The sequence below is a fragment of the Woodsholea maritima DSM 17123 genome, from assembly GCF_000382325.1.
Classification (GTDB): Bacteria; Pseudomonadota; Alphaproteobacteria; order Caulobacterales; family Maricaulaceae; genus Woodsholea; species Woodsholea maritima.
In genome coordinates this window covers 644,845-664,733 of sequence record NZ_KB908056.1, presented here as the reverse complement: position 1 = coordinate 664,733, position 19,889 = coordinate 644,845, and the positions used below count along the sequence as shown (strand labels likewise).

The window sequence follows — 19,889 nt, the reverse complement described above, 5'->3', positions numbered from 1 at the left end:
ATGTCTGCAATGACCCAGAAACGCGATCATATTGTCATCGTGGGGGGCGGCACCGCGGGCTGGCTGACAGCAGGGCTGTTAGCCAGCCGTTTGGGCTGTGCTCGGCCCGGTGGCGTGGCCATTACGCTGATTGAATCGCCCATCGTGCCCAGTATTGGGGTCGGTGAAGGCACACTGCCATCTTTGCGCTTAAGCTTGGCGACCATGGGCGTGGATGAGGCCGCCTTCATGCGCGCGTGCGATGCGACCTTCAAACAGGGCATTCATTTCGCCGATTGGTATGTAAATGGTGAGGGTGAGGGGCAAAGCTACTTCCACCCCTTCCAATCACCGCGCCAGATGGGTGGGGTGAATTTATCGCCTTATTGGTCCTTGATGGCGGACCAATTGGGCTGTGAGTTTGCGGCGGCCGTAACCCCGCAATATGATGTCTACAGAGCGGGTAAAGCGCCCAAGCGTTTAAGCGATGAGGCGTTTTCGGGCCCGCTGAACTATGCCTATCATATTGATGTTTTTAAGTTTGCTGATTTCTTGAAATCTGTGGGTCTGGAGAAGGGGGTCACCCATATTCTCGACCATGTTCAAGGCGTTGAGCTTAATGATACCGGCGAGATTGATCATGTGATCACCCAAGAGCGCGGTGTCATAAAAGGCGACCTCTTCATCGATTGTACCGGATTTTCGGCTCATCTGTTAGGCAAAGCTTTGGGCCAAGATCTGACGCCGATTGATGATATTCTCTTTTGTGATCGCGCAGTGGCTTTACCTGTGCCTTATGAGCGCGCCGATCAGCCCATACCGTGTGTCACCCGTTCGAGCGCCCAAGAAAACGGTTGGACCTGGGAAATTTCCTTAAAAGATCGCCGCGGCGTGGGCTATGTCTATTCGAGCCGCCATACCGATCCGGCCCGCGCGGAAGACGTGCTGCGCACGTATTTGGGCCCGATCGCCGAGGGGCGTGAGGCCCGTCACCTCGCCATGCAGACCGGCTATCGCAAAGTGCAATGGAAAGCCAATTGTGTCGCGATTGGGCTGTCGGCGGGCTTTTTGGAGCCTTTGGAATCCACCGGTATCTTGTTAGTGGAGGCGGCCGCGACTTTGTTGGGCGATTTATTTGCCCGGCGTGGCTCCTTGGCACCTGCGGCCAAGGTCTTTAACCGCGCCATGGTGGAGCGGTTTGAAAACGCCATTGACTTCGTAAAAATGCATTTTGCGCTATCGAACCGGGATGATACGGCGTTTTGGCGCGATAATCGCAATCCGCAAAGCTGGCCACAAACGCTGAAAGATAAGCTGGATGTGTGGGCCTATCGTATGCCCAGTCAGTATGATCTCACCAGCGTGCATGAAACCTTCCGCCATATCAATTACGAGTTTATTTTGCTGGGCTTAGGGCGCGGCCCTGACCTCAGCGATAATGCAGCGGCCTATCCCTATATTGAACAGGCCAAGCGTGAATTTGCCGCCATCCGGCAGGCCGGTGCGCGGGCCATTCAGGCCTTGCCCGATCACCGTGCGTTGATCGAGGCGCTGCAAACCCAAAGCTTTGGTGCGCCACTGCGCGCTGGGATGCGCGGATGAGTGCGGCGGCGGGCGATATTCCGGTTGCGGAGCGGTTAAGCGGTCTAAGCCCGCATCCTGATCTTCAGGTGCGGATTGAGCTGATGGGCCAGGAGCGTCTGCCGGTTTTGATCCTTGATCCCGCTTTACACGAGATTGACGCGCTGGAGGCTTATGCCTGTCAAGATGCGGTATATGCGCCGGTTCCCGCGGCGGGTAATGCCTATCCGGGTGTGCGTGCGCCGATGCCGCGCGCCTATGTCGCCTGGATTTTTCACCTGCTAAATCCGCTGTTTCATCAGGTGTTTGGCTTTCCTGCGGCCGCGAAGGTGCGCGTTACGGGCAGTGATCTGTCCATCGTAACCACGCCGCCAGAAGATTTAAGCCTTGCTCAACGCTATCCGCATTTTGACACGCCCGATCCGCAGCAATTGGCGATCTTGCATTATTTGCGTGATGAGGAATTTGGCGGCACCAGTTTTTATCGTCATCGCCAGACGGGGTTTGAGCGGATTACCCCTGATCGGGTTGGGGTTTATACCCAGGCCATGGCCCAGGATCTAAGCCAAAATGGCCATGCTCCGGCGCGCTATGTCAATGGTGATATGGCTGAATTTGAGCGCGTGGGCGAGGTTCGCGCGCGGCGCAATCGTCTGGTGGTTTATCCCTCTAACATGCTGCATTCGGGCTCCATCCCCGATGATCTTCCTTTGGTGGCCGATCCCAAAAAGGGCCGTCTGACCGTCAATACGTTTCTTCGCCTACAACAAGGGCCAATCGCCTCATGACCATTCAACGACCACACGTTTCTTTGTCTCACCTTTCTAAAACGGCGCTTCTGGGCTTAGGCCTGGTGGGGGCGTTGGCACTCTCGGCGTGCTCGCGCGAGGTTGTGCCCGATCGGGCGGCAGAAGGCGATGTGGTGGCCGTTATTCCAGCGCCGCGCCATGTGGTGGATGAGCAAGGCACATTCCAAGTGCGCCCCGTAACGCCGCTGGCCTATGGTGCGGGCGATGAGGCGGCGGGTCGGGTGGCCGATCAACTCTCTGAATGGGTGCGTATGAGCACTGGGCGAGGGCTTCCCACTCATGCCTTTCACGGCCAAGCGCCCTATGGCGCAATCCAGCTGCACCTTGATCCGGCTCAAGACATCGCGGCGGAAGGTTATCGTCTTGCGATCCGTCCCGGCGGGATTGAGATCCTGGCTAGCGATGAAGCGGGTCTCTTTTATGGCGCTGTGACCCTCTGGCAATTGATGGCCGATTGGGGTGCAGAGCCTTTGTTGAGCTTAGAGACTGTTACGATCGAGGATGCACCGGAATTTCCTTGGCGCGGGGTGATGCTCGATTCCGCGCGTCATATGCAATCTGTGGGTTATATCAAGGACTTCATCGACTGGATGGCGCTTCATAAGCTCAATACCTTGCATTGGCACTTGACCGATGACCAGGGCTGGCGCTTGGAGATTGCGCAATATCCGCGCCTGACGGAGGTGGGGGCCTTTCGCGTCCCTGCGGGTCAAGCGTATGATCCCGAGCATAATCCAGACATCCAAGAAGCACCGATTTATGGCGGCTATTATACCCAGGATCAGGTCCGGGATATCATCGCTTATGCGGCCGCGCGCCATATCACAATCGTGCCTGAAATTGATATTCCTGGTCATGCTTTGGCGGCGGTCGTGGCCTATCCAGAGCTGGCCTCGGTTGACAATCCGCCCAGCGCCGTGATGGCTGATTGGGGCGTTTATCCCTATCTTTTCAACGTCAATGAAGACACTTTTACCTTCCTGGAGAATGTCTTTAGCGAAGTGATTGAGCTCTTCCCCAGCCCTTATATTCATGTCGGCGGGGATGAGCCGCCCAAGGATCAGTGGGAAGCCTCCCCAGAGGTTCAAGCGCGCATGGCCGAATTGGGCATCGCGAATGAGCATGATATGCAAGGCTATGTCACGCGTCGTCTGGATGAGTTTTTGACCGCGCATGGCCGCACGCTTGTAGGCTGGGATGAGATTGTTGAAGGCGGGCTTAGCGATAATGCGACCGTCATGTCCTGGCGCGGGCTAGAGGGCGCGAAGGCGGCGGCCGATCAGGGTAAAAATGCGATCTTGTCGCCCAACTCCCATCTGTATCTTGATTATCGTCAGGCCAATGGGGCGCATGAAACGCCCGGCCGGGGGCGTTTGACGACTTTGCGCCAGCTTTATGAGTTTGATCCTTTTGGGGGTGACCTGACCCAGGATCAACGCAAGCATATCCTAGGCGTGCAGGCCAATATCTGGACTGAGCATATGCGTCAGGAAACAGATGTCACTCATATGGCCTTCCCGCGTATCTCTGCCCTGGCAGAGTTGGGCTGGAGTGCGCCGGAGAGCCGCAATTTCGACGGCTTCATGACCCGTTTGTCGCGGTTTAAATCGCGCTATCGCGAGATGGGTTTGGATTATGCCGACAGCGCCGTGCGTCCGTTGGCCGATATTCGCTTTGATGCGCAGGGCCAACCTGATCAGATCCAACTTTCCAACCAAGCCGGCTTTGGCGATATTCGCTATAGCTGGCAGGGCCGTCCTACGCCCTCATCATCGTTGGCCACGGGTCCGATTGTGGTGGATCGTCCAGGGCGTTTGCGTGCCGCGACCTTTGATGGCGATCGTCGCCTCAGCGATATTGTGGATTTTGAGGTGACGCGCAATGCCCGCTATGCGCGCCGCGATGACCAATTGACGATGTGCGCGGATGATCTGGTGATTTATCTGGTTGATGATGCGCCGATCCATGGCCCACGGGCCAATTTTGGCGTCAATATTATGGATCCGTGCTGGATCTGGCCTGAGGCACCGGTGAATGAGGCAAGCTCAATCACGGTCACTGTGGGCCAAGTGCCGTATAATTTCCAACTGATGCATGACATTCATAATGTCGTGGTGCGACCCTTGTTAGACGATCGCCAAGCCTTGCGGGTTTTGGCCGGGGGCTGTGAGGGTGAGGAGATTGCGCGCCTCGATCTTGCCCCGGCGCAGGATAATTTGACCCTGACGGATTTGAGGGCGGATCTCGCGACCAGCGCGGGCCCCAGCGATCTGTGTTTTGTTTTCCATACTGGCCAGCTTGATCCCCTGTGGGTGATCGATGCTGTGCGTTTGAACCCTTAAAAGGATGAGGCCGATCATGCCCACACCAGCCCCCATCCAAGCGGAGCCCACCATGGCGGAAATGAGCTTTATCGCCCCGGTTGAAGGTCTTGTTTCAGCGTTAAAGACTGTACCCGATCCAGCGTTTTCCAGTGAAAGCCTTGGTCCTGGATTTGCAATTGAGCCTTTAGGCAATACGATTTGTGCGCCTTGCGCGGGTGAGGTTATTGGCCTGGCGCGCACGCTGCATGCCATTACTTTGCGCGCGGAAAATGGCGCAGAAATCCTGATCCATATTGGTCTGGAAACGGTGAGCCTGGGCGGTAAAGGCTTTGTGCCTTTGATCGCTGTGGGTGAGAAGGTGGATCCGGGTACGCCGCTGGTCCGGTTTGATATCAATGGTGTGGCCCTGGGCGCAAAAAGCCTGATTACACCGATTATTCTGTTGAACAGTGACAGCTATCGCTGGGTGGATGCCCCTGAAGCGGGCTTTATCGAACATGGTCGGCCCTTGACCAAAATCATCGCGTTGGAAGAGCGCGAAGCGAGCACCAAGGGCGCGACTTTGCATTCTGTCGCTGGGGCGCTGGCTGAAGGTTCAGTCGTGATCGAGATGGCCGATGGCATTCATGCCCGCCCGGCCGCGCAGATCGCCAAGCTTGCAAAAACGTTTAAAGGTGAAGTGAGCTTTTCAGCGGGTTTAGCCAGCGCCAATGGTAAAAGCGTGGCGAGCCTGATGGGTCTGGGTGTGGCCCATGGCGAAAGCGTCACGATCAAAATCAAGGGTGAGGGCAGCGAAGCCTTCTTGGCAGAGATTTCAGCCCTTATTCGCAACGGTGCGGGCGATGAGATTGTCCCGGTTGAGCGCGAAGGCGGGGCGGAGACGCCCAAAGCGCCTTTGCGCTATGCCAGCGTGCCGGGCCAATTTCAGGGCGTCGCGGTTAGTGCCGGCATGGTGTTAGGCCCGATCTATGTCCATAAGCCTTTTGAAATGGATATCCCTGATGCCAAAGGCAGTGCGCAAGATGAGCAAGCTCAACTCGATGCGGCCTTGAAGCAATTACAAGGCGATATCCATAAGGAAGCCGTTCAGGCGCGCGGTCAGCAGGCGGCCATGTTGGAAGCCCATGGCGAGCTGGCCGATGACCCGATCTTAATCGAACCGGCCCAGCGCTTTATCATTGAGGGGAAAAGCGCAGGCCAAGCCTGGCGCGCGGCGATTGGCGAGCAAGCCAAAATCCTGCGCGCCAGTGGCGATAAACGCATTGCCGAGCGTACGGCGGATTTGAAAGATCTCGAAACGCGGGTTCTCAAAATCCTCTATGGTGATGTGGAAATTCATGATGTGGCCGCGATCAAAGGCGCGATTGTGATCGCGGATGATTTGATGCCATCAGAATTTATGTTCTACGCCAAGGCGGGGCTGTCGGGTCTGGCACTGGCGTCGGGCGGCGCGACCTCGCACGTTTCCATTTTGGCTGCGGCGGAAAATATTCCGGCCCTCGTTGCTCTGGGCGATGAGCTTTTGCACATCGAAGCGGGCACCAAGGCGATGATCCATAGCGGTCAGGCGCGCCTGGTGTTGAACCCGGCCGATGATTTGATCAAAGATCTTGAGGTTAAGCGCAAGCGCCGTCAGGAGGCCAATGCCAAGGCGGCTTTGGAGGCCTTGGAGCCTGCTTCGACCCAGGATGGTCAGCGCATTCATGTCTTTGCCAATCTGGCCAGTGTTGATGAAGCCTCCAGCGTCATCCGCCACGGGGCGGAGGGGTGTGGCTTGCTCCGGACCGAATTCCTGTTCACCAATCGGCGCACAGCGCCCAATGAGGATGAGCAGGAAGAGGTCTATGCTGCGATCTCAGAATGTTTGAAGCGCCAGCCCGTGGTCATTCGCACTATGGATGTCGGCAGTGATAAGCCGGTCCCCTTCTTGGATTTGGGCGATGAAGAAAACCCGGCCCTGGGCCTACGCGGTGTGCGGACCTTCTTTGTCCGGCCTGATTTGATGAAGGCACAGGTGCGTGCCTTGCTGCGCGCTTCACGCCAGCGCGATATCCAGATCATGGTGCCCATGGTGGCAAGCCCGCAGGAGCTGATTGATTTTCGCGCGGTCGTGCGTGAAGAAGCCGATGATTTGGGTATTTCCAGCCTGCCTGCGATCGGTACGATGATCGAAACCCCGGCCAGCGCCGTGATTGCCGAGCAAATCGCGCAGGTCGCTGATTTCTTCTCCATCGGGACCAATGATCTCACCCAATATACCCTGGCCATGGATCGCGGTCATGCGGCGTTGGCGGGGCAGCTCGATGCCATGCACCCGGCCGTTCTGGGTATGATTGCCCGTGTGGGTGAAGTGGGACAGAAAACCCATACCCCGGTCAGTGTTTGCGGCGGTCTCGCCTCTGATCCCTTGGCGGTGCCGATCCTCATCGGGATGGGGATCACCAAGCTTTCGGTTGTGGAATCCATGATTGCCCCGACCAAAGCCATTATCCGTAGTTTGAAAACCGAAGACTGTCAGGCGGCGGCGAAAACCGTGCAAACCCTGATGAGTGCCAAGGATGTGCGCGCCCATATCGCCGCGCAATGGCCCGATCTTGATCGCTGGCTGTAAGGGAGGAATAAACGATGTCATTCTCACTCTCTGGGGTACAGCGCCTGGGCCGGGCCTTGATGTTGCCAATCGCGGTTCTGCCCGCGGCCGGTCTTCTGCTGCGCTTGGGCCAACCTGACCTTCTCGACATTCCTTTCATGGCGGCTTCGGGCAATGCGATCTTTTCCTATCTGGGATTATTGTTCGCCATCGGGGTCGCGGTCGGGTTTTCTAAAGACGGCCATGGGGCGGCCGGTTTGGCCGGTCTTGTTTGCTTCTTGGTGACGCGCTTTGGCGCAGAAACCTTGATCAGCGTACCGCCGCAAACCCTTGCCGGGGTGCCAGAGGCCTATCAGGGCGTCGTGGCGGCCGACTATATCAAAAACACGCTCAAGCTGATGTGGGTGCCGATGGGTATTCTATCGGGGATTTGGGCAGGGCTTTTATATAACAAATTCAACGATATTCGCTTGCCTGAATATCTCGCCTTCTTTGGCGGAAAGCGCTTTGTGCCCATCGTTTCGGCTGTGGCTGGGATGGCGATGGCGCTCTTCTTCGGTCTTACCATCACCTATCTTGATGCGGGTATGGAAGCGGTCTCGCGCGGCATTGTCGGCTTGGGCGAATTTGGCGTTTTCCTGTTCGGCACGCTTAACCGCTTGCTGATTATGACGGGGCTGCATCACATCATCAATAATTTCGCCTGGTTCGTTCTGGGGGATTATCAGGGTGCAACGGGCGATCTTAATCGCTTTTTTGCCGGTGATCCTGATGCGGGTGGCTTTATGACCGGTTTCTTCCCAGTGATGATGTTCGGTCTGCCGGCGGCCTGTTATGCGATGTATCGTCAAGCCCTGCCTGAACGGCGTAAGGAAGTGGGCGGCATGTTTATTTCGATGGCTTTAACCTCATTCCTGACCGGGGTGACAGAGCCGATTGAATTTGCCTTTATGTTCCTGGCACCGGCGCTTTATGTCATTCACGCCGTGTTGACCGGGGTGTCGATGGCCTTGATGGACTTCTTAAATGTCAAAATGGGCTTTGGCTTTTCGGCCGGTTTCTTTGACTATGCCTTGAACTTCAAGGCCGGGACGAACCCCCTTTGGATCCTTCCGATTGGGGCGGTCTATGGCGGGATTTATTTTGCGCTCTTTACCGCGGCGATTAAGCTTTTCGACCTTAAAACTCCGGGCCGAGAGGCGATCTCAACCTCCAGCACTGTTGATCCGATCGGGGCGTTTGGTGATGAAGGTTTTGCCTTCTTGGATGCCTTGGGCGGGGCGCAGAATGTGACCCGTGTGGGTGCCTGTACCACGCGCTTGCGCCTCGACATCGTCAGTCAAGATAAAGTCGATCAGGACCGTTTGCGTCAATTGGGGGCCAAGGGCTTTGTCGCCCCATCTCCTACGACGTTGCAGGTTGTGGTCGGGCCAACGGCGGAGTTGATTGCAGATAAGCTGGATGCGGCGAAGAAAAGTGAAGGCGGGTCATCAAGCGCCCCCGCGCCCGCACCGGTGGTTGAGGATAAAGCTCAAACCTATCAGGGCCAAACGGTCCTGGCGCAGGGCTTGCCAGAGCCCTTGCAGGTCGCCCTGGGCGGCTTGGCAAATATTCAATCTGTCATCCTGGCGGCAGGAAATCGTCTCATTGTTGATCTAACAGATGAGACGGCGGTCTCAATCGAGGCCCTGCGCGCAGAGAAGGTCTGGCCCGTGGGCACAGGCACCAAGGATGGCGCACATCATTACCTGGTGGCCGATGGCCGCTATTTGAAGCGCTTCGCGCTCTAAACTTAAAAAAGAATACAGGCCAGGGGGAGGGACGGGCGTCAATGGACGCCCGCCTTGTCCCATGTCTGAATGAGGGAAACACGACATGTCTGAGCTGATACCAGTTGAACCGTTTGATATCGTGGTGTTCGGGGCCACGGGGGATCTGGCGCTGCGCAAATTGATGCCCGCGCTTTACCATCGCTGGGTCGATGGTCAGATCCCGGAGCGCTCGCGTATCATCGCCGCCTCGCGCGATGAGATGAGTGATGAGGAGTATCGCGAACGGGCTCGCACCCATATTGCCAAGGAAGCCAAGGGCAAAAGCTGGGCCGATTTTGCGCAGCATTTAAGCTATGTTGCGGTCAACGCAACCGAAACCGGCGAGCATTGGACACATCTAAAATCCAAGCTGTCTGATGATGAAAGCAAGATCCGGCTTTATTATCTCGCCTTGCCGCCCATGCTTTATGGTCCGATCAGTGAGGTTTTAAAGGCCGAAGGTCTATGTACGCCCAATGCCCGGATTGTGCTGGAAAAACCCATTGGCAAAGACTTGGAAAGTGCCAAGGCGATCAATAAGGCGGTCTGCCAGGCTTTCCCGGAAAACTCGATCTTCCGCATTGATCATTATCTGGGCAAAGAAACCGTCCAGAATTTATTGATCCTGCGCTTTGCCAATTGGATGTTTGAGCCGATCTGGAATTCTACCGGCATTGACCATGTTCAGATCACGGTGGCTGAAACCTTGGGGGCTGGTAAGCGCGCGGATTATTATGATAAGGCCGGGGCGCTGCGCGATATGGTGCAGAACCATTTGCTGCAGCTGCTTTGTCTGGTGGCGATGGAGCCGCCGTCGAGCCTTGATTCCGATCCGGTGCGCGATGAAAAGCTGAAAGTGCTGCGCGCTTTACGCAAAATCTCCGCCGGGGATATTCGCCATAATGTCGTGCGCGCCCATTATCGTGCCGGGGTCAGCGCGGGCGAGCCCGTTTCGGGTTATGAAGAGGAGCTGGGCCGCTCCAGCGACACCGAAACCTTTGTTGCTATCAAAGCTCATGTCGATAACTGGCGCTGGGCGGGTGTGCCCTTCTATTTGCGCACCGGTAAGCGCATGGCTTCGCGCCGGTCTGAAATTGTGATCCAGTTCAAACCCGTTCCGCATGATATTGTCGGGGCAGGGCGCCTCCATCCCAATCGCTTGGTCATCCGTTTGCAACCGGATGAGGGTGTGAAGATGATGTTGATGACCAAAGATCCCGGCCCGGGCGGGATGCGCATGCGTTATGTGCCGCTCAATCTGAGCTATGCCGACACGTTTGAGGCCAATTATCCCGATGCCTATGAGCGTTTGTTGCTGGCCGTGGTGCGCGGCAATCTCTCGCTGTTCATGCGCCGTGATGAGGTTGAGGCAGCATGGAGCTGGGTTGATGGCATCATCAATTCCTGGGCCCAGGATAATGCCGAGCTTTATGAATACTCCGCGGGCAGTGATGGCCCGTCCCAGTCGGATCTGTTGATCGGACGCGATGAACGCGAGTGGTATGATGGTAGCCGATATTAATATGTATCAATTCACCCGTCATGACAGCGCGCAGGCCATGGTCAAAGACCTGGCAGAGGCGCTGGCCCTGACCTTGGATAAGGCGATTTCCCAGCGCGGTGAGGCGGCCTTTGCCGTCTCAGGCGGGTCTTCGCCCAAACCGCTTTATGAAGCGCTCTCAAAGACCGATCTCAATTGGTCGCGGGTCAAGGTCGTGCTGGTCGATGAGCGCTGGGTCAATCGCGGTGAGCCGGGCTCGAACGCGGATTTCATCGCCGCGACTTTGTTGCGCGATAAGGCCGCCAAGGCGCACTTCATCCCCTTAAAGAGCGATGCGCCGAGCCCTCATGAGGGGCTCGACGAGGTTGAGGCTCGCCTTGATGGGCTGCATTGGCCCTTGGATGTGGCGGTGCTGGGCATGGGCCCGGATGGTCATACCGCGTCATGGTTCCCCGATGCGGTGGGCCTTGATAATGCGCTTTATGGGGCCAAGCGTTTGGCCGCGGTGAGCGCGCATAAAAGCGAGGTTACGGGCGAGCATGTGGAACGCATCACCTTGACCCGGCGTGCGCTCGATCAATGTGGGCTCACCTTGTTGATGCTGCAGGGCGCTGCCAAGCGCGAAGCCTTCGAGATTGCCTGTGGTCCGGGCGAGATTGCCGAAATGCCGGTGCGCGCACTGCTGCGCGATCCGGACTTTGATCTTCACACCCATTGGGCTCCCTAACTGATCGATCAATAAAGGACGACGACTATGTCTATGCCGCTCAATTCTGTCATCGCCAAGGTGACCGATCGCATTCGCCAGCGCAGCGCCAAGACGCGCGCGGCCTATCTGGCGCGAATCCGTGCCGCTGGAGAAGAGGGTCCGGCGCGGGCTTCGCTGGATTGCGGGAATATCGCCCACGCCTTTGCCGCCAGTGACGCCGCGGACAAACAGGTCCAGCTGGAAAAGACCTGGCCCAATATTGGTATCGTAACGGCCTATAATGACATGCTCAGCGCGCATCAGCCGCTGGGGACTTATCCTGACAAGATCAAAACCTATCTGCGCGAAGTGGGCGCGGTGGGCCAGGTTGCCGGCGGTGTGCCTGCCATGTGCGATGGGGTGACCCAGGGGCGCGATGGGATGGAGCTGTCGCTGTTCAGCCGTGATGTCATCGCTATGGCCACTGCGGTTGCGCTCTCTCATGATACCTTTGATGGCGTCATCTGCTTAGGGGTTTGCGATAAGATCGTGCCGGGTCTGGTGATGGGCGCGCTCAGCTTTGGTCATTTACCGATCCTCTTCCTGCCCGCCGGTCCCATGCGCTCGGGTATTCCCAATCCGGAAAAGGCGCGTATCCGTCAGCTTTATGCCGAGGGTAAGGTGGGGCGTGATCAATTACTGGTCGCCGAAAGCGCGAGCTATCATTCCCCCGGCACGTGTACTTTCTATGGCACGGCCAATTCCAATCAGATGCTGATGGAGATTATGGGGCTGCATGTGCCAGGCTCGGCCTTTGAAAATCCAGGCACGCCCTTGCGTGAAGCCTTGATCCGCGCAACCGCGCACCGTGCGGCGGCCATCACCAAGCAAAAGGGCGGCTTTCGCCCTATCGGTGAAGCCATTGATGAGCGCGCGATCGTCAACGCCATTATCGGCCTGCACGCGACCGGGGGCTCGACCAATCATACGCTCCACATACCGGCGATTGCGCGCGCGGCGGGGATTATCATTGATTGGCAGGATTTTGCCGATCTGGCCGATGTCACGCCCTTATTGTGCAAGGTCTATCCCAATGGCCCGGCCGATGTGAACCATTTCCATGCGGCGGGGGGGCTAGCCTTCTTGATCCGCGAGTTATTGGGCGCAGGATTGCTGCACGGCGATGTGTTGACCCTGGGGGCGGATGATCTGGCGGGTTTTGCTAAAGAACCTGGTCTAGAGGGTAAGGATATCGTCTGGCGTGAACCGCCAGAAGAAAGCGGCGATCTGGATATTGTGCGCCCGGCCTCTAATCCCCTTTCCAAAGATGGCGGCCTACGCGTGGTCAGCGGTAATCTGGGCCGCGGCGTCATCAAGGTTTCGGCTGTAAAGCCCGAACACCGCGTGGTGGAGGCCCCGGCGATCGTGTTCCACTCGCAAAATGCGCTGATTGAGGCCTTTAAGGCTGGGGCGCTGGATAAGGACTTCATTGCCGTGGTGCGTTTTCAAGGGCCAAAAGCCATTGGCATGCCAGAGCTGCATAAGCTGACCCCGCCCTTGGGTGTTTTACAAGATCGTGGTTTTAAAGTTGCGCTGGTCACCGATGGACGTATGTCCGGGGCTTCGGGCAAAGTTCCGGCGGCCATTCATGTCTGCCCCGAAGCCGAAGCCCAAGGCCCGATTGCCAAGGTTCGCGATGGTGACATTATTCGCCTGGACAGCGATGCCGGGATTTTACAGGCCAAGGTGGAGGCGGATGAGTGGGCCGCGCGTGATCTGGCCCAGCATGATCTCACCGCGTCACATTCGGGCATGGGGCGTGAGCTGTTTTCTGGTTTCCGCGCGCTGGTCAGTGAGGCTGAGGCGGGCGCGGTTGCCATTCCAAATCTCGCCGGGGAGGGCGAAGGATGAGCCAAGCTAAAGTACATGCGGTGTTAGACGCGGCGAGCGTCATTCCCGTTCTTACCCTTCATGATGTGGCTAAAGCTGCGCCCCTGGCTGAAGCCTTGGCGGCCGGTGGGCTACGCGTCATCGAAATGACCTTGCGCACCGATTGCGCGCTTGAGGCGATGGCTGAGATGAAGCGCGCCGTGCCGGAGCTTTATGTGGGCATGGGTACGCTGCGTAACCCAGATGATGTCAAGGCCAGTGTCGATGCGGGGGCAGACTTTCTGGTCTCACCCGGTCTAACGCCAGCGCTGGCGAAGGCTATGCTGGAGTGTGATGTCGCGGGCTTACCCGGTGTTTCCACCGCCAGTGAAGCGATGAGCGCCAAGGCCATGGGCTTTGAGGCGCTGAAATTCTTCCCAGCTGAACAATCCGGCGGTGCGCCCTGGCTGAAATCCATTGCGGGCCCGCTTCCCGATATTCGCTTTTGTCCTACCGGTTCGATCAGCGAAGACCTGGCACCGAGTTATCTGGCCCTACCCAATGTGGCCTGTGTCGGTGGATCCTGGATCACCCCGGCGAAGGCGATAGAGGCTGGGGAGTGGAGCCAGATTACGGAAAATGCCAAACGGGCACAAAGCTTGAAACCGCGCTAAGGCTTAGGCGTCATCCAGTTCGGGGCCTTCGGGGGGCAGCACCACTACGGTGAACCAAAAATCCTCGATGGCCCCGGCCACTTCCACGAATTTTTGAACATCAACCGGCTTGGTCATATAGCTGTTGGCGTGCAGCTTATAACTCTCCAAGATGTCGCGTTCCGCTTCAGAACTGGTTAGAACCACAACCGGAATGGTACGTAAATCTTCATCAGATTTGACTATATCTAAGACCTGCTTGCCGTCGATTTTTGGCAGGTTGAGATCCAAAAGAACGATATCCGGGCGCGGGGCATCGACATGCTTACCGCGCTTGAAGAGGAAATCGAGCGCTTCCTCCCCATCTTCCGCAATAAAAATCCGGTTGGCCAGCTTGCTGTTTTCAAAGGCAAGCTTGGTTAGAAGAACGTCATTGTCATTATCTTCAACCAATAAGATATCGATCGGTTGCATCTTATCCAGGAGCATCGCCTTCTTCCTTTTTGGGTAAGTCTACAGGGTTGGGTTGTGGCCAGTAAATGTAAAAATGACTGCCTTCATCTTCTTCGCTTGTCACCCAGATCTTACCACCCAGATTGGTGATGATCTTGCGACAGATCGCCAATCCCATTCCGGTGCCGGGATAGCGTGATAACTTATGAAGGCGTTTAAAAGGTTGAAATATTTGCTCACAATACTCTTGCTTCATCCCTATTCCGTTATCGCGGACGTGGAAGAGGAAACCGTTCTCTTCTGGCTCGGCCCAAATCGCAATTTGAGGCGGTTCAGCGTCCTTAGAATACTTAATAGCATTTGAAATTAAATTTTGGAATAAGCGTATAAAGCGAACGGGATTGGTCGCTAAAGTTTCGGGTAAATTTTGAATATCCAGGCAGGCATTCTTCTCCGCAATCGGGTCTGATAGATTTTCAAGCACCGTTTGGAGCGCCGCCTTGGGATCTAAATCTACGAATGATCCGGAATTATCATCCAGGCGAGAAAAGACGATCAGATCATCGAGCAAGGCCTGCATGCGATGCGAGGAATCGACACAAATCTTGAGATATTTCAAAGCGTCTGGGTCGAAGCTCTCTTTATATTGTGAATATAGGATTTGTGCGAAATTGCTGATCATGCGTAAGGGTTCGCGCAGATCATGGGACGCGGCATAGGTAAAACGCTCTAGCTCCGTGATGGTATTTTCAAGCTGAGCAATAAAGGTTTCTCGCTCTTTTTCCGCATTCTTTCGCTCGGTCAGATCGCGGACTGTACCGACAAAGAAGCGCTCGCCATGGGTAAAGATTTCAGAAATCGTTAGATCAATGGGGAATGTGCTACCCGATTTATGTTGGGCGCGAGTCTCACGCCCAATACCGATCACTTTGGCTTTGCCGGTATTAAGGTAGTTCGTGATATAATCGTCATGATGTTCGCGAATACCTTCAGGGGTCAGCATTTTGACATTCTGGCCAAGGACTTCGTGGGGGTCATAGCCAAAAAGGGTTTTAGTGGCGGGGTTGACATCACTGATGAGGCCTTGGCTGTCAATCACGATAAGAGCATCCATCGATGTTTCAGTGACAGCGCGAAAACGTTCCTCGCTGCGCCTTACCGCGTTTAAGGCCTCCACTTCTGTACTGACATCGAGAAGTGAGCCGACGAGGCGTACGGGCATGCCTTGATCATCGCATCTGGCCATGCCGGTCATTCGGCACCAAACATAATAGCCGTCTTGATGTCTGAACCTTAGGTCAATATCGAAAGGTGTGTCGGCGGTGAAATGCGCTTGGATAACGCTATCGCAATGGGCGCGTTCATGCGGGTGGATCCGTTGAAAAAAGGCGTCAGCTTCCTCAAAATTAAAGTCGGGATCCAAGCCTAAAATCTGCTTGCCGCGCGCGGATAGCTCAAGCGTATTTTTGATAATGCGCCAATCCCAAAGTCCCACCGACATACCGCGTACGGCTAAGTCATACCGCTCTTCACTGCGCGCAAGGGAGCTGATGGTTTGGGCTAGTCTTCGCGATTGGCGCTGGAGCAGATTAAGGCTTAAAATCAGCCCGATAAAGGCAAAGGTAAGAACCAGGCCGATTGCCCAAATAATAATCTGGCGGGCTTGGGTTTTGTCGGTAACGAAATCGCGACTAGGTTGGGTCGTTAGCTGCCAATTCATACCTGCGACGCGTACGATGTGGATGGCAGGCAAATAACCCTTATGGGCTGGCTTATGTTCGAGTGTAACCAGGGATGTTTCGGATTCGCCTAAGGTATAGACAAAATCTTCTTTAGCCTCTTTTGAAAGGATGTTTTCCATCAAGATGGTCAGATCAATGACCCCAACGATAAAGCCTTGAATATGATCGTCGCGAGATATGGGAGCGATGATTAAAAACCCTCGCCCGCCTTGCAATAAATCCCCAATATGTGAGGGCGTTGGAATATTGAAGGTGCGCGCGCGCGTCAGCGCTTCTGATCGTAAGGGGTCTCCGTCCAGATCAAGCTCAATGACCATCTCATTTTCGGCAGCAGGCTCCGCCCAGCGAATGATATTGTCTTCATCTACCCATTCTAGCGCTCTCATCCAGGACTTGTTTCGGGCATAAACTTGCGCATCGGCGCGCCATTCAAATTCTGGGGTGCCGCCTTGGCGACTGGCCCACCGCTGGGCAACCCGGTCTACGGATTGCACATCTTGGGCGACTTGAAATTGCACCAAATTGGCAATGGAACGGCCTTGGGTTTGCGTGGCCAAGATGACCGCTTCTTCTGTGCGCTTCTCATTTTGATGAACGATTAATCCGGTCAAGGTCAAGCCAAGCGCGAAGACAGCAAGTGCCAAGGCGACATGCAATTGAATCGAGGCGTTAAGGGACTTCAAAACGTCTGGCATACGCGCTCGCACCCTATCCATCGCGCCGGGCTCATTTCGCTGAATCTATTTCAGTGTAATAAGGCTTTAGGATGCAAGATAAAAATAAAGAAGGGGTACGGCTTGTGTGTGGTTTCTCGAAGGCTTTAGGATAAATGTATTAAATGCATGCGTGATTTACACTCTTCCACATGGCAAGAGTTTTAGAGCGGGCTGGCGATAATGACGTGTTTGTCCCTTAATTGCCCCTGTAAGGCTGCATCGGGCTGCGAATCAAAGACATAGATATCGCCAACCTCAAATGGGGCGGTGATAATCAGGCCCTTGCGGTTAAACTTTGTATGGTCCGCGACGATAACACTTTTTTGGGCCATGGGCATGACGGCGCGTTTAAACTCCGCCTCAGGCATGTGAAAGTCTAACAGCCCCCGATCTGGGTCTAGCGCGCCGATTGAGAAGAAGGCGAGATCCGGCCTGAACTGACGCGCGTAATCAATGGCACTGGGGCCAAAGGCAGAGCGATAATCGGTGCTGATTTCTCCGCCCGCCAAGTAAACCCGATTATTGTTGCGCCCGCTGACTTCGCGTGCGACCTCGATCGCGTTCGTTACGATTGATAGATTGCGTTGACGTGTCAAGTGCTTGGCGACCCAGCACGACGTCGTGCCGCTATCGATGAGCACCGTCATGCCATCCTCAACCAAATCTGCGGCGGCTGCGCCAATCGCGCGTTTGGCGCTGCCCTCTTCACCCATGCGCAATTGATAAGGGGCTTCGAATATATTGTCGGGTAAGCGCACCCCGCCATGGTGCTTTTGCACATGACCCTCAGCTTCTAATTGGCGCACATCGCGGCGAATGGTCTCTTCAGAGACGTTGAATTGCTCCGCCAGTTCAGCGATGCTGGCGGCGCGCTTTTCTTCAAGATGAGTTAAAATGGCTGATTGGCGAATGGGGTGGCTCATATTCAATCTCTGCTTGGAAATTTAAATACCTTTACTGCCCACGCTAGGGCGGTTCAAGTCTTGATAAAAATGGGATGCAGGCTCCTGGGCTTTCAAGAGGGCTGAGGTAAGGACCAGGCAGGGGCGGGTCTGCAGATTTATGAAATATTTTGCCATTATTTGACCGCATTTTGACCGACATAGCCTGGTGATTGGCTGAAAATCAATTCAGGATTGAATTCCAGCCGCATTTAGTGTGATGGAAAAATAAATGGTTTGAGGCAATAGAAGGAAAGAAAATTTCTTGTATCATCTTATTCAATAATATTTTTTAGTTCATTAATTTGAAGGCTATTCGCAATTTATTGAATTATAAATTTCGCGCTGCATTTGAATTTTAAAAGTGGGCATTCGCCTCAGTCATGCCAAATTTGTGCGCGACATCACGGTCCATGGGAAATGCTCTTGGCTCAAAGCTTGGGACAGACAAGAGCATCTGGGTAGGACATAAGATTGTGCGTAAAAAAGATGAAGCATTACATGCTCGCCGCCGGGAAGAAGTTTTAGAAGCTGCTGCGCGGTGTTTTGTAGAAAAAGGTGTTCACCAGACGAGTGTGCACGATATTTGCGCGGCGGCGCAGTTAAGCCCTGGGGGGCTTTACCGCTATTTTCGCAGCAAAAGCGATATCATTTTGGGGTTGGCTGAACAGGACCGGCAAGAATTAGCTGGGTTTATTGAAGCGCTCAGCGCGAGCCATAACGTCGCTGAAACACTCAATGATTTTGCGGCGCCCCTGGTTGAGATCATTTATGGCTCTGATTATGGCCGGTTGACCTTGGAGTTCGCGGCCGAAGCCGGGCGTAATCCTGATGTCGCTGCGGTGTTTGACGAGGCGCGCGGGGCCTTGCGTGAAGCTTTGATAGGCGCTGTAGAGCGCTCTCAAAGCGCAGGTGTGCTCTCCGATGAGCTTGATAGCGAGGTGATTGTTTTCACCGTGCAAAGTTTGATCCGGGGGATGACGGGGCGTGAAGGGGCGTTGGGCGCACTGTCTCCCGCAAAAGCGGTTGAAGCCTTCCGTGGTGCGATTGAAACTTTGTTTTTACCCGCGCGCTTGGCGGCCTAGGGCGCATCCTCGGTTGAAACTTAAATTTGGGTGGATGGCGGGTTAATCATATGCGCGGGGCGCTGAGGATGATCGTGCGCTTTGTGTAAGTGATGGCTGAAAAATCATTGGTCGTTTACAAGATCATCTTCATCGACGGGGTGAAGGCTTGTTCGCGTGTTCGCTTTGTTTGAGCGCAAAGCCATGGGCCACGTACATTATATTAGGCTGAATGGGATGGAGATTTAATCGTCCCTCCAAGACGGGTTCTAATCTCACGACCGATCAGAAACTCATGATACGGCATCCCACCAGGGGTGCCGTTTTTTTTGGTCACTAGACAGTTTTGAACCGAGGCTAAGTCTTCTAATTATTCGCTCTTTGGGAGATTTAGCGCCCAAATCTTTCCCCTTCGCGCGAAATTTAAATGCTGTCGTTAGGGCTTCATTAGAGAAATCCGTAAAATTTATATGGTGAATGTAAACACTGAATGACTTGCGAATATCGACGGTGCACGCGTTGGGGTAGAGTTTATGACTTGGAAAGCCATGACAACGATCGACACTAGCATGTTGAATATATTGAAAAACACGCTCGGCGATCAGGGCTTCTCAGCGTGTCAGGAGGAGTTTGCCGTCGAGCTGCACCATTTAGTGCGCACCTATCAAAAGTTGCGCATTGAGGGTGATGATTCGTCTGCGTGTGAAATTGCGCATGCCTTGAAGGGGGCCGCGATGAATATTGGTTTGATGCGGTTAGGTCAGCTAGCGGGTCAGTTCGAGAGAGCCTTATCCAGCGGGCAAGCTCCTGATGATGAAGAGAATTTATCTGAAACTTTAGATGAAGCGCTTGACGCATTGAGGGACGCTGCATGAGCGGATCGGTTCTGCCCTATGAGGAATATACCCTACCGGCGCGCCTTGATGCCCTGGCCGCTGATAGCGTGTTTCATGACCTCGAAACGTATATTCACAGCGGGGTAAATTTACATCTGAAAGCCAGTGAGGTGACGCGGCTGGACACGCCGGCGGTGCAGCTGTTGCTGGCCATCGCTAAGACGCAAAAAAATCTAGGGGTTGAGCTGGTTGTTGAGGAGCCATCCACGGCGATGGCAGACACGATGGGGCGTTTAGGGTTGAGCCAGTATTTGCAGGAATGGAAGGGATGA

The 19,889-nt window shown here is 55.0% G+C and carries 15 protein-coding genes; 12 read left to right on the top strand and 3 right to left on the bottom strand.

The annotated features are described in order from the left end of the window. Positions 1 to 9: 9 nt before the first annotated feature. The 9 genes from H151_RS0103100 (at position 10) to eda (ending at position 13,826) form a co-directional block, all read left to right on the top strand. The gene (locus H151_RS0103100; RefSeq protein WP_026353788.1) at positions 10 to 1,581 is read left to right on the top strand and encodes a tryptophan halogenase family protein; all 1,572 of its coding nucleotides are present in this window, start codon (positions 10 to 12) and stop codon (positions 1,579 to 1,581) included. Next, the gene (locus H151_RS0103095; RefSeq protein ID WP_019960166.1) at positions 1,578 to 2,348 is read left to right on the top strand and encodes a DUF6445 family protein; all 771 of its coding nucleotides are present in this window, start codon (positions 1,578 to 1,580) and stop codon (positions 2,346 to 2,348) included. Before H151_RS0103100 ends, H151_RS0103095 begins: the two co-directional genes overlap by 4 nt. Beyond that, a complete protein-coding gene (locus tag H151_RS0103090) occupies positions 2,345 to 4,711 on the top strand; it encodes a beta-N-acetylhexosaminidase (RefSeq protein ID WP_019960165.1) in 2,367 nt (788 codons plus the stop codon). Before H151_RS0103095 ends, H151_RS0103090 begins: the two co-directional genes overlap by 4 nt. A 16-nt stretch (positions 4,712 to 4,727) precedes the next feature. Further along, positions 4,728 to 7,304, top strand: a complete 2,577-nt coding sequence (ptsP, locus tag H151_RS0103085) for a phosphoenolpyruvate--protein phosphotransferase (protein WP_019960164.1) — start codon at positions 4,728 to 4,730, stop codon at positions 7,302 to 7,304. Between the two features lie 14 nt (positions 7,305 to 7,318). After that, positions 7,319 to 9,073 (top strand): N-acetylglucosamine-specific PTS transporter subunit IIBC, encoded by a 1,755-nt coding sequence (nagE, locus tag H151_RS0103080; protein ID WP_019960163.1) that lies wholly within the window; start codon positions 7,319 to 7,321, stop codon positions 9,071 to 9,073. Between the two features lie 85 nt (positions 9,074 to 9,158). Beyond that, positions 9,159 to 10,616 carry a glucose-6-phosphate dehydrogenase gene (gene zwf, locus H151_RS0103075; RefSeq protein WP_019960162.1) on the top strand — a complete coding sequence of 486 codons (1,458 nt, stop codon included), beginning with the start codon at positions 9,159 to 9,161 and terminating at the stop codon, positions 10,614 to 10,616. Beyond that, positions 10,597 to 11,322, top strand: a complete 726-nt coding sequence (gene pgl, locus H151_RS0103070) for a 6-phosphogluconolactonase (protein WP_019960161.1) — start codon at positions 10,597 to 10,599, stop codon at positions 11,320 to 11,322. The genes zwf and pgl overlap by 20 nt, the downstream gene beginning before the upstream one ends. 27 nt (positions 11,323 to 11,349) lie before the next feature. Beyond that, a complete protein-coding gene (gene edd / locus H151_RS0103065) occupies positions 11,350 to 13,194 on the top strand; it encodes a phosphogluconate dehydratase (RefSeq protein WP_019960160.1) in 1,845 nt (614 codons plus the stop codon). Then, positions 13,191 to 13,826, top strand: a complete 636-nt coding sequence (gene eda, locus H151_RS0103060) for a bifunctional 4-hydroxy-2-oxoglutarate aldolase/2-dehydro-3-deoxy-phosphogluconate aldolase (protein WP_040758312.1) — start codon at positions 13,191 to 13,193, stop codon at positions 13,824 to 13,826. The genes edd and eda overlap by 4 nt, the downstream gene beginning before the upstream one ends. Positions 13,827 to 13,829: 3 nt before the next feature. Here eda and H151_RS0103055 read toward each other — a convergent pair whose 3' ends face one another. The 3 genes from H151_RS0103055 to H151_RS15315 all read right to left on the bottom strand — a co-directional run bounded on the left by H151_RS0103055 (position 13,830) and on the right by H151_RS15315 (position 17,639). Further along, positions 13,830 to 14,294 carry a response regulator gene (locus H151_RS0103055; protein WP_019960158.1) on the bottom strand — a complete coding sequence of 155 codons (465 nt, stop codon included), beginning with the start codon at positions 14,292 to 14,294 and terminating at the stop codon, positions 13,830 to 13,832. Further along, positions 14,281 to 16,716: a PAS domain S-box protein gene (locus H151_RS16810; protein WP_083918388.1), complete on the bottom strand. Its 2,436-nt coding sequence runs from the start codon at positions 16,714 to 16,716 to the stop codon at positions 14,281 to 14,283. The genes H151_RS0103055 and H151_RS16810 overlap by 14 nt, the downstream gene beginning before the upstream one ends. A 161-nt stretch (positions 16,717 to 16,877) precedes the next feature. Beyond that, positions 16,878 to 17,639: a DeoR/GlpR family DNA-binding transcription regulator gene (locus H151_RS15315; protein ID WP_019960156.1), complete on the bottom strand. Its 762-nt coding sequence runs from the start codon at positions 17,637 to 17,639 to the stop codon at positions 16,878 to 16,880. Between the two features lie 494 nt (positions 17,640 to 18,133). Between H151_RS15315 and H151_RS16805 the strand changes: the two genes are divergently transcribed. From H151_RS16805 to H151_RS0103030, 3 genes are all read left to right on the top strand, one after another. Continuing rightward, positions 18,134 to 18,742 carry a TetR/AcrR family transcriptional regulator gene (locus H151_RS16805; protein WP_019960155.1) on the top strand — a complete coding sequence of 203 codons (609 nt, stop codon included), beginning with the start codon at positions 18,134 to 18,136 and terminating at the stop codon, positions 18,740 to 18,742. Positions 18,743 to 19,254: 512 nt separating this feature from the next. Further along, on the top strand, positions 19,255 to 19,596 hold the full coding sequence (locus H151_RS0103035; protein WP_019960154.1) for an Hpt domain-containing protein: 342 nt from the start codon (positions 19,255 to 19,257) through the stop codon (positions 19,594 to 19,596). After that, positions 19,593 to 19,889: an STAS domain-containing protein gene (locus H151_RS0103030; RefSeq protein ID WP_019960153.1), complete on the top strand. Its 297-nt coding sequence runs from the start codon at positions 19,593 to 19,595 to the stop codon at positions 19,887 to 19,889. Before H151_RS0103035 ends, H151_RS0103030 begins: the two co-directional genes overlap by 4 nt.

Coding starts and splice junctions, on each gene's coding strand:
- H151_RS0103100 (WP_026353788.1), top strand. CDS start 10: ATGACCCAGAAACGCGATCATATTGTCATCGTGGGGGGCGGCACCGCG.
- H151_RS0103095 (WP_019960166.1), top strand. CDS start 1,578: ATGAGTGCGGCGGCGGGCGATATTCCGGTTGCGGAGCGGTTAAGCGGT.
- H151_RS0103090 (WP_019960165.1), top strand. CDS start 2,345: ATGACCATTCAACGACCACACGTTTCTTTGTCTCACCTTTCTAAAACG.
- ptsP (WP_019960164.1), top strand. CDS start 4,728: ATGCCCACACCAGCCCCCATCCAAGCGGAGCCCACCATGGCGGAAATG.
- nagE (WP_019960163.1), top strand. CDS start 7,319: ATGTCATTCTCACTCTCTGGGGTACAGCGCCTGGGCCGGGCCTTGATG.
- zwf (WP_019960162.1), top strand. CDS start 9,159: ATGTCTGAGCTGATACCAGTTGAACCGTTTGATATCGTGGTGTTCGGG.
- pgl (WP_019960161.1), top strand. CDS start 10,597: ATGATGGTAGCCGATATTAATATGTATCAATTCACCCGTCATGACAGC.
- edd (WP_019960160.1), top strand. CDS start 11,350: ATGTCTATGCCGCTCAATTCTGTCATCGCCAAGGTGACCGATCGCATT.
- eda (WP_040758312.1), top strand. CDS start 13,191: ATGAGCCAAGCTAAAGTACATGCGGTGTTAGACGCGGCGAGCGTCATT.
- H151_RS0103055 (WP_019960158.1), bottom strand. CDS start 14,294: ATGCTCCTGGATAAGATGCAACCGATCGATATCTTATTGGTTGAAGAT.
- H151_RS16810 (WP_083918388.1), bottom strand. CDS start 16,716: ATGGATAGGGTGCGAGCGCGTATGCCAGACGTTTTGAAGTCCCTTAAC.
- H151_RS15315 (WP_019960156.1), bottom strand. CDS start 17,639: ATGAGCCACCCCATTCGCCAATCAGCCATTTTAACTCATCTTGAAGAA.
- H151_RS0103035 (WP_019960154.1), top strand. CDS start 19,255: ATGACTTGGAAAGCCATGACAACGATCGACACTAGCATGTTGAATATA.
- H151_RS0103030 (WP_019960153.1), top strand. CDS start 19,593: ATGAGCGGATCGGTTCTGCCCTATGAGGAATATACCCTACCGGCGCGC.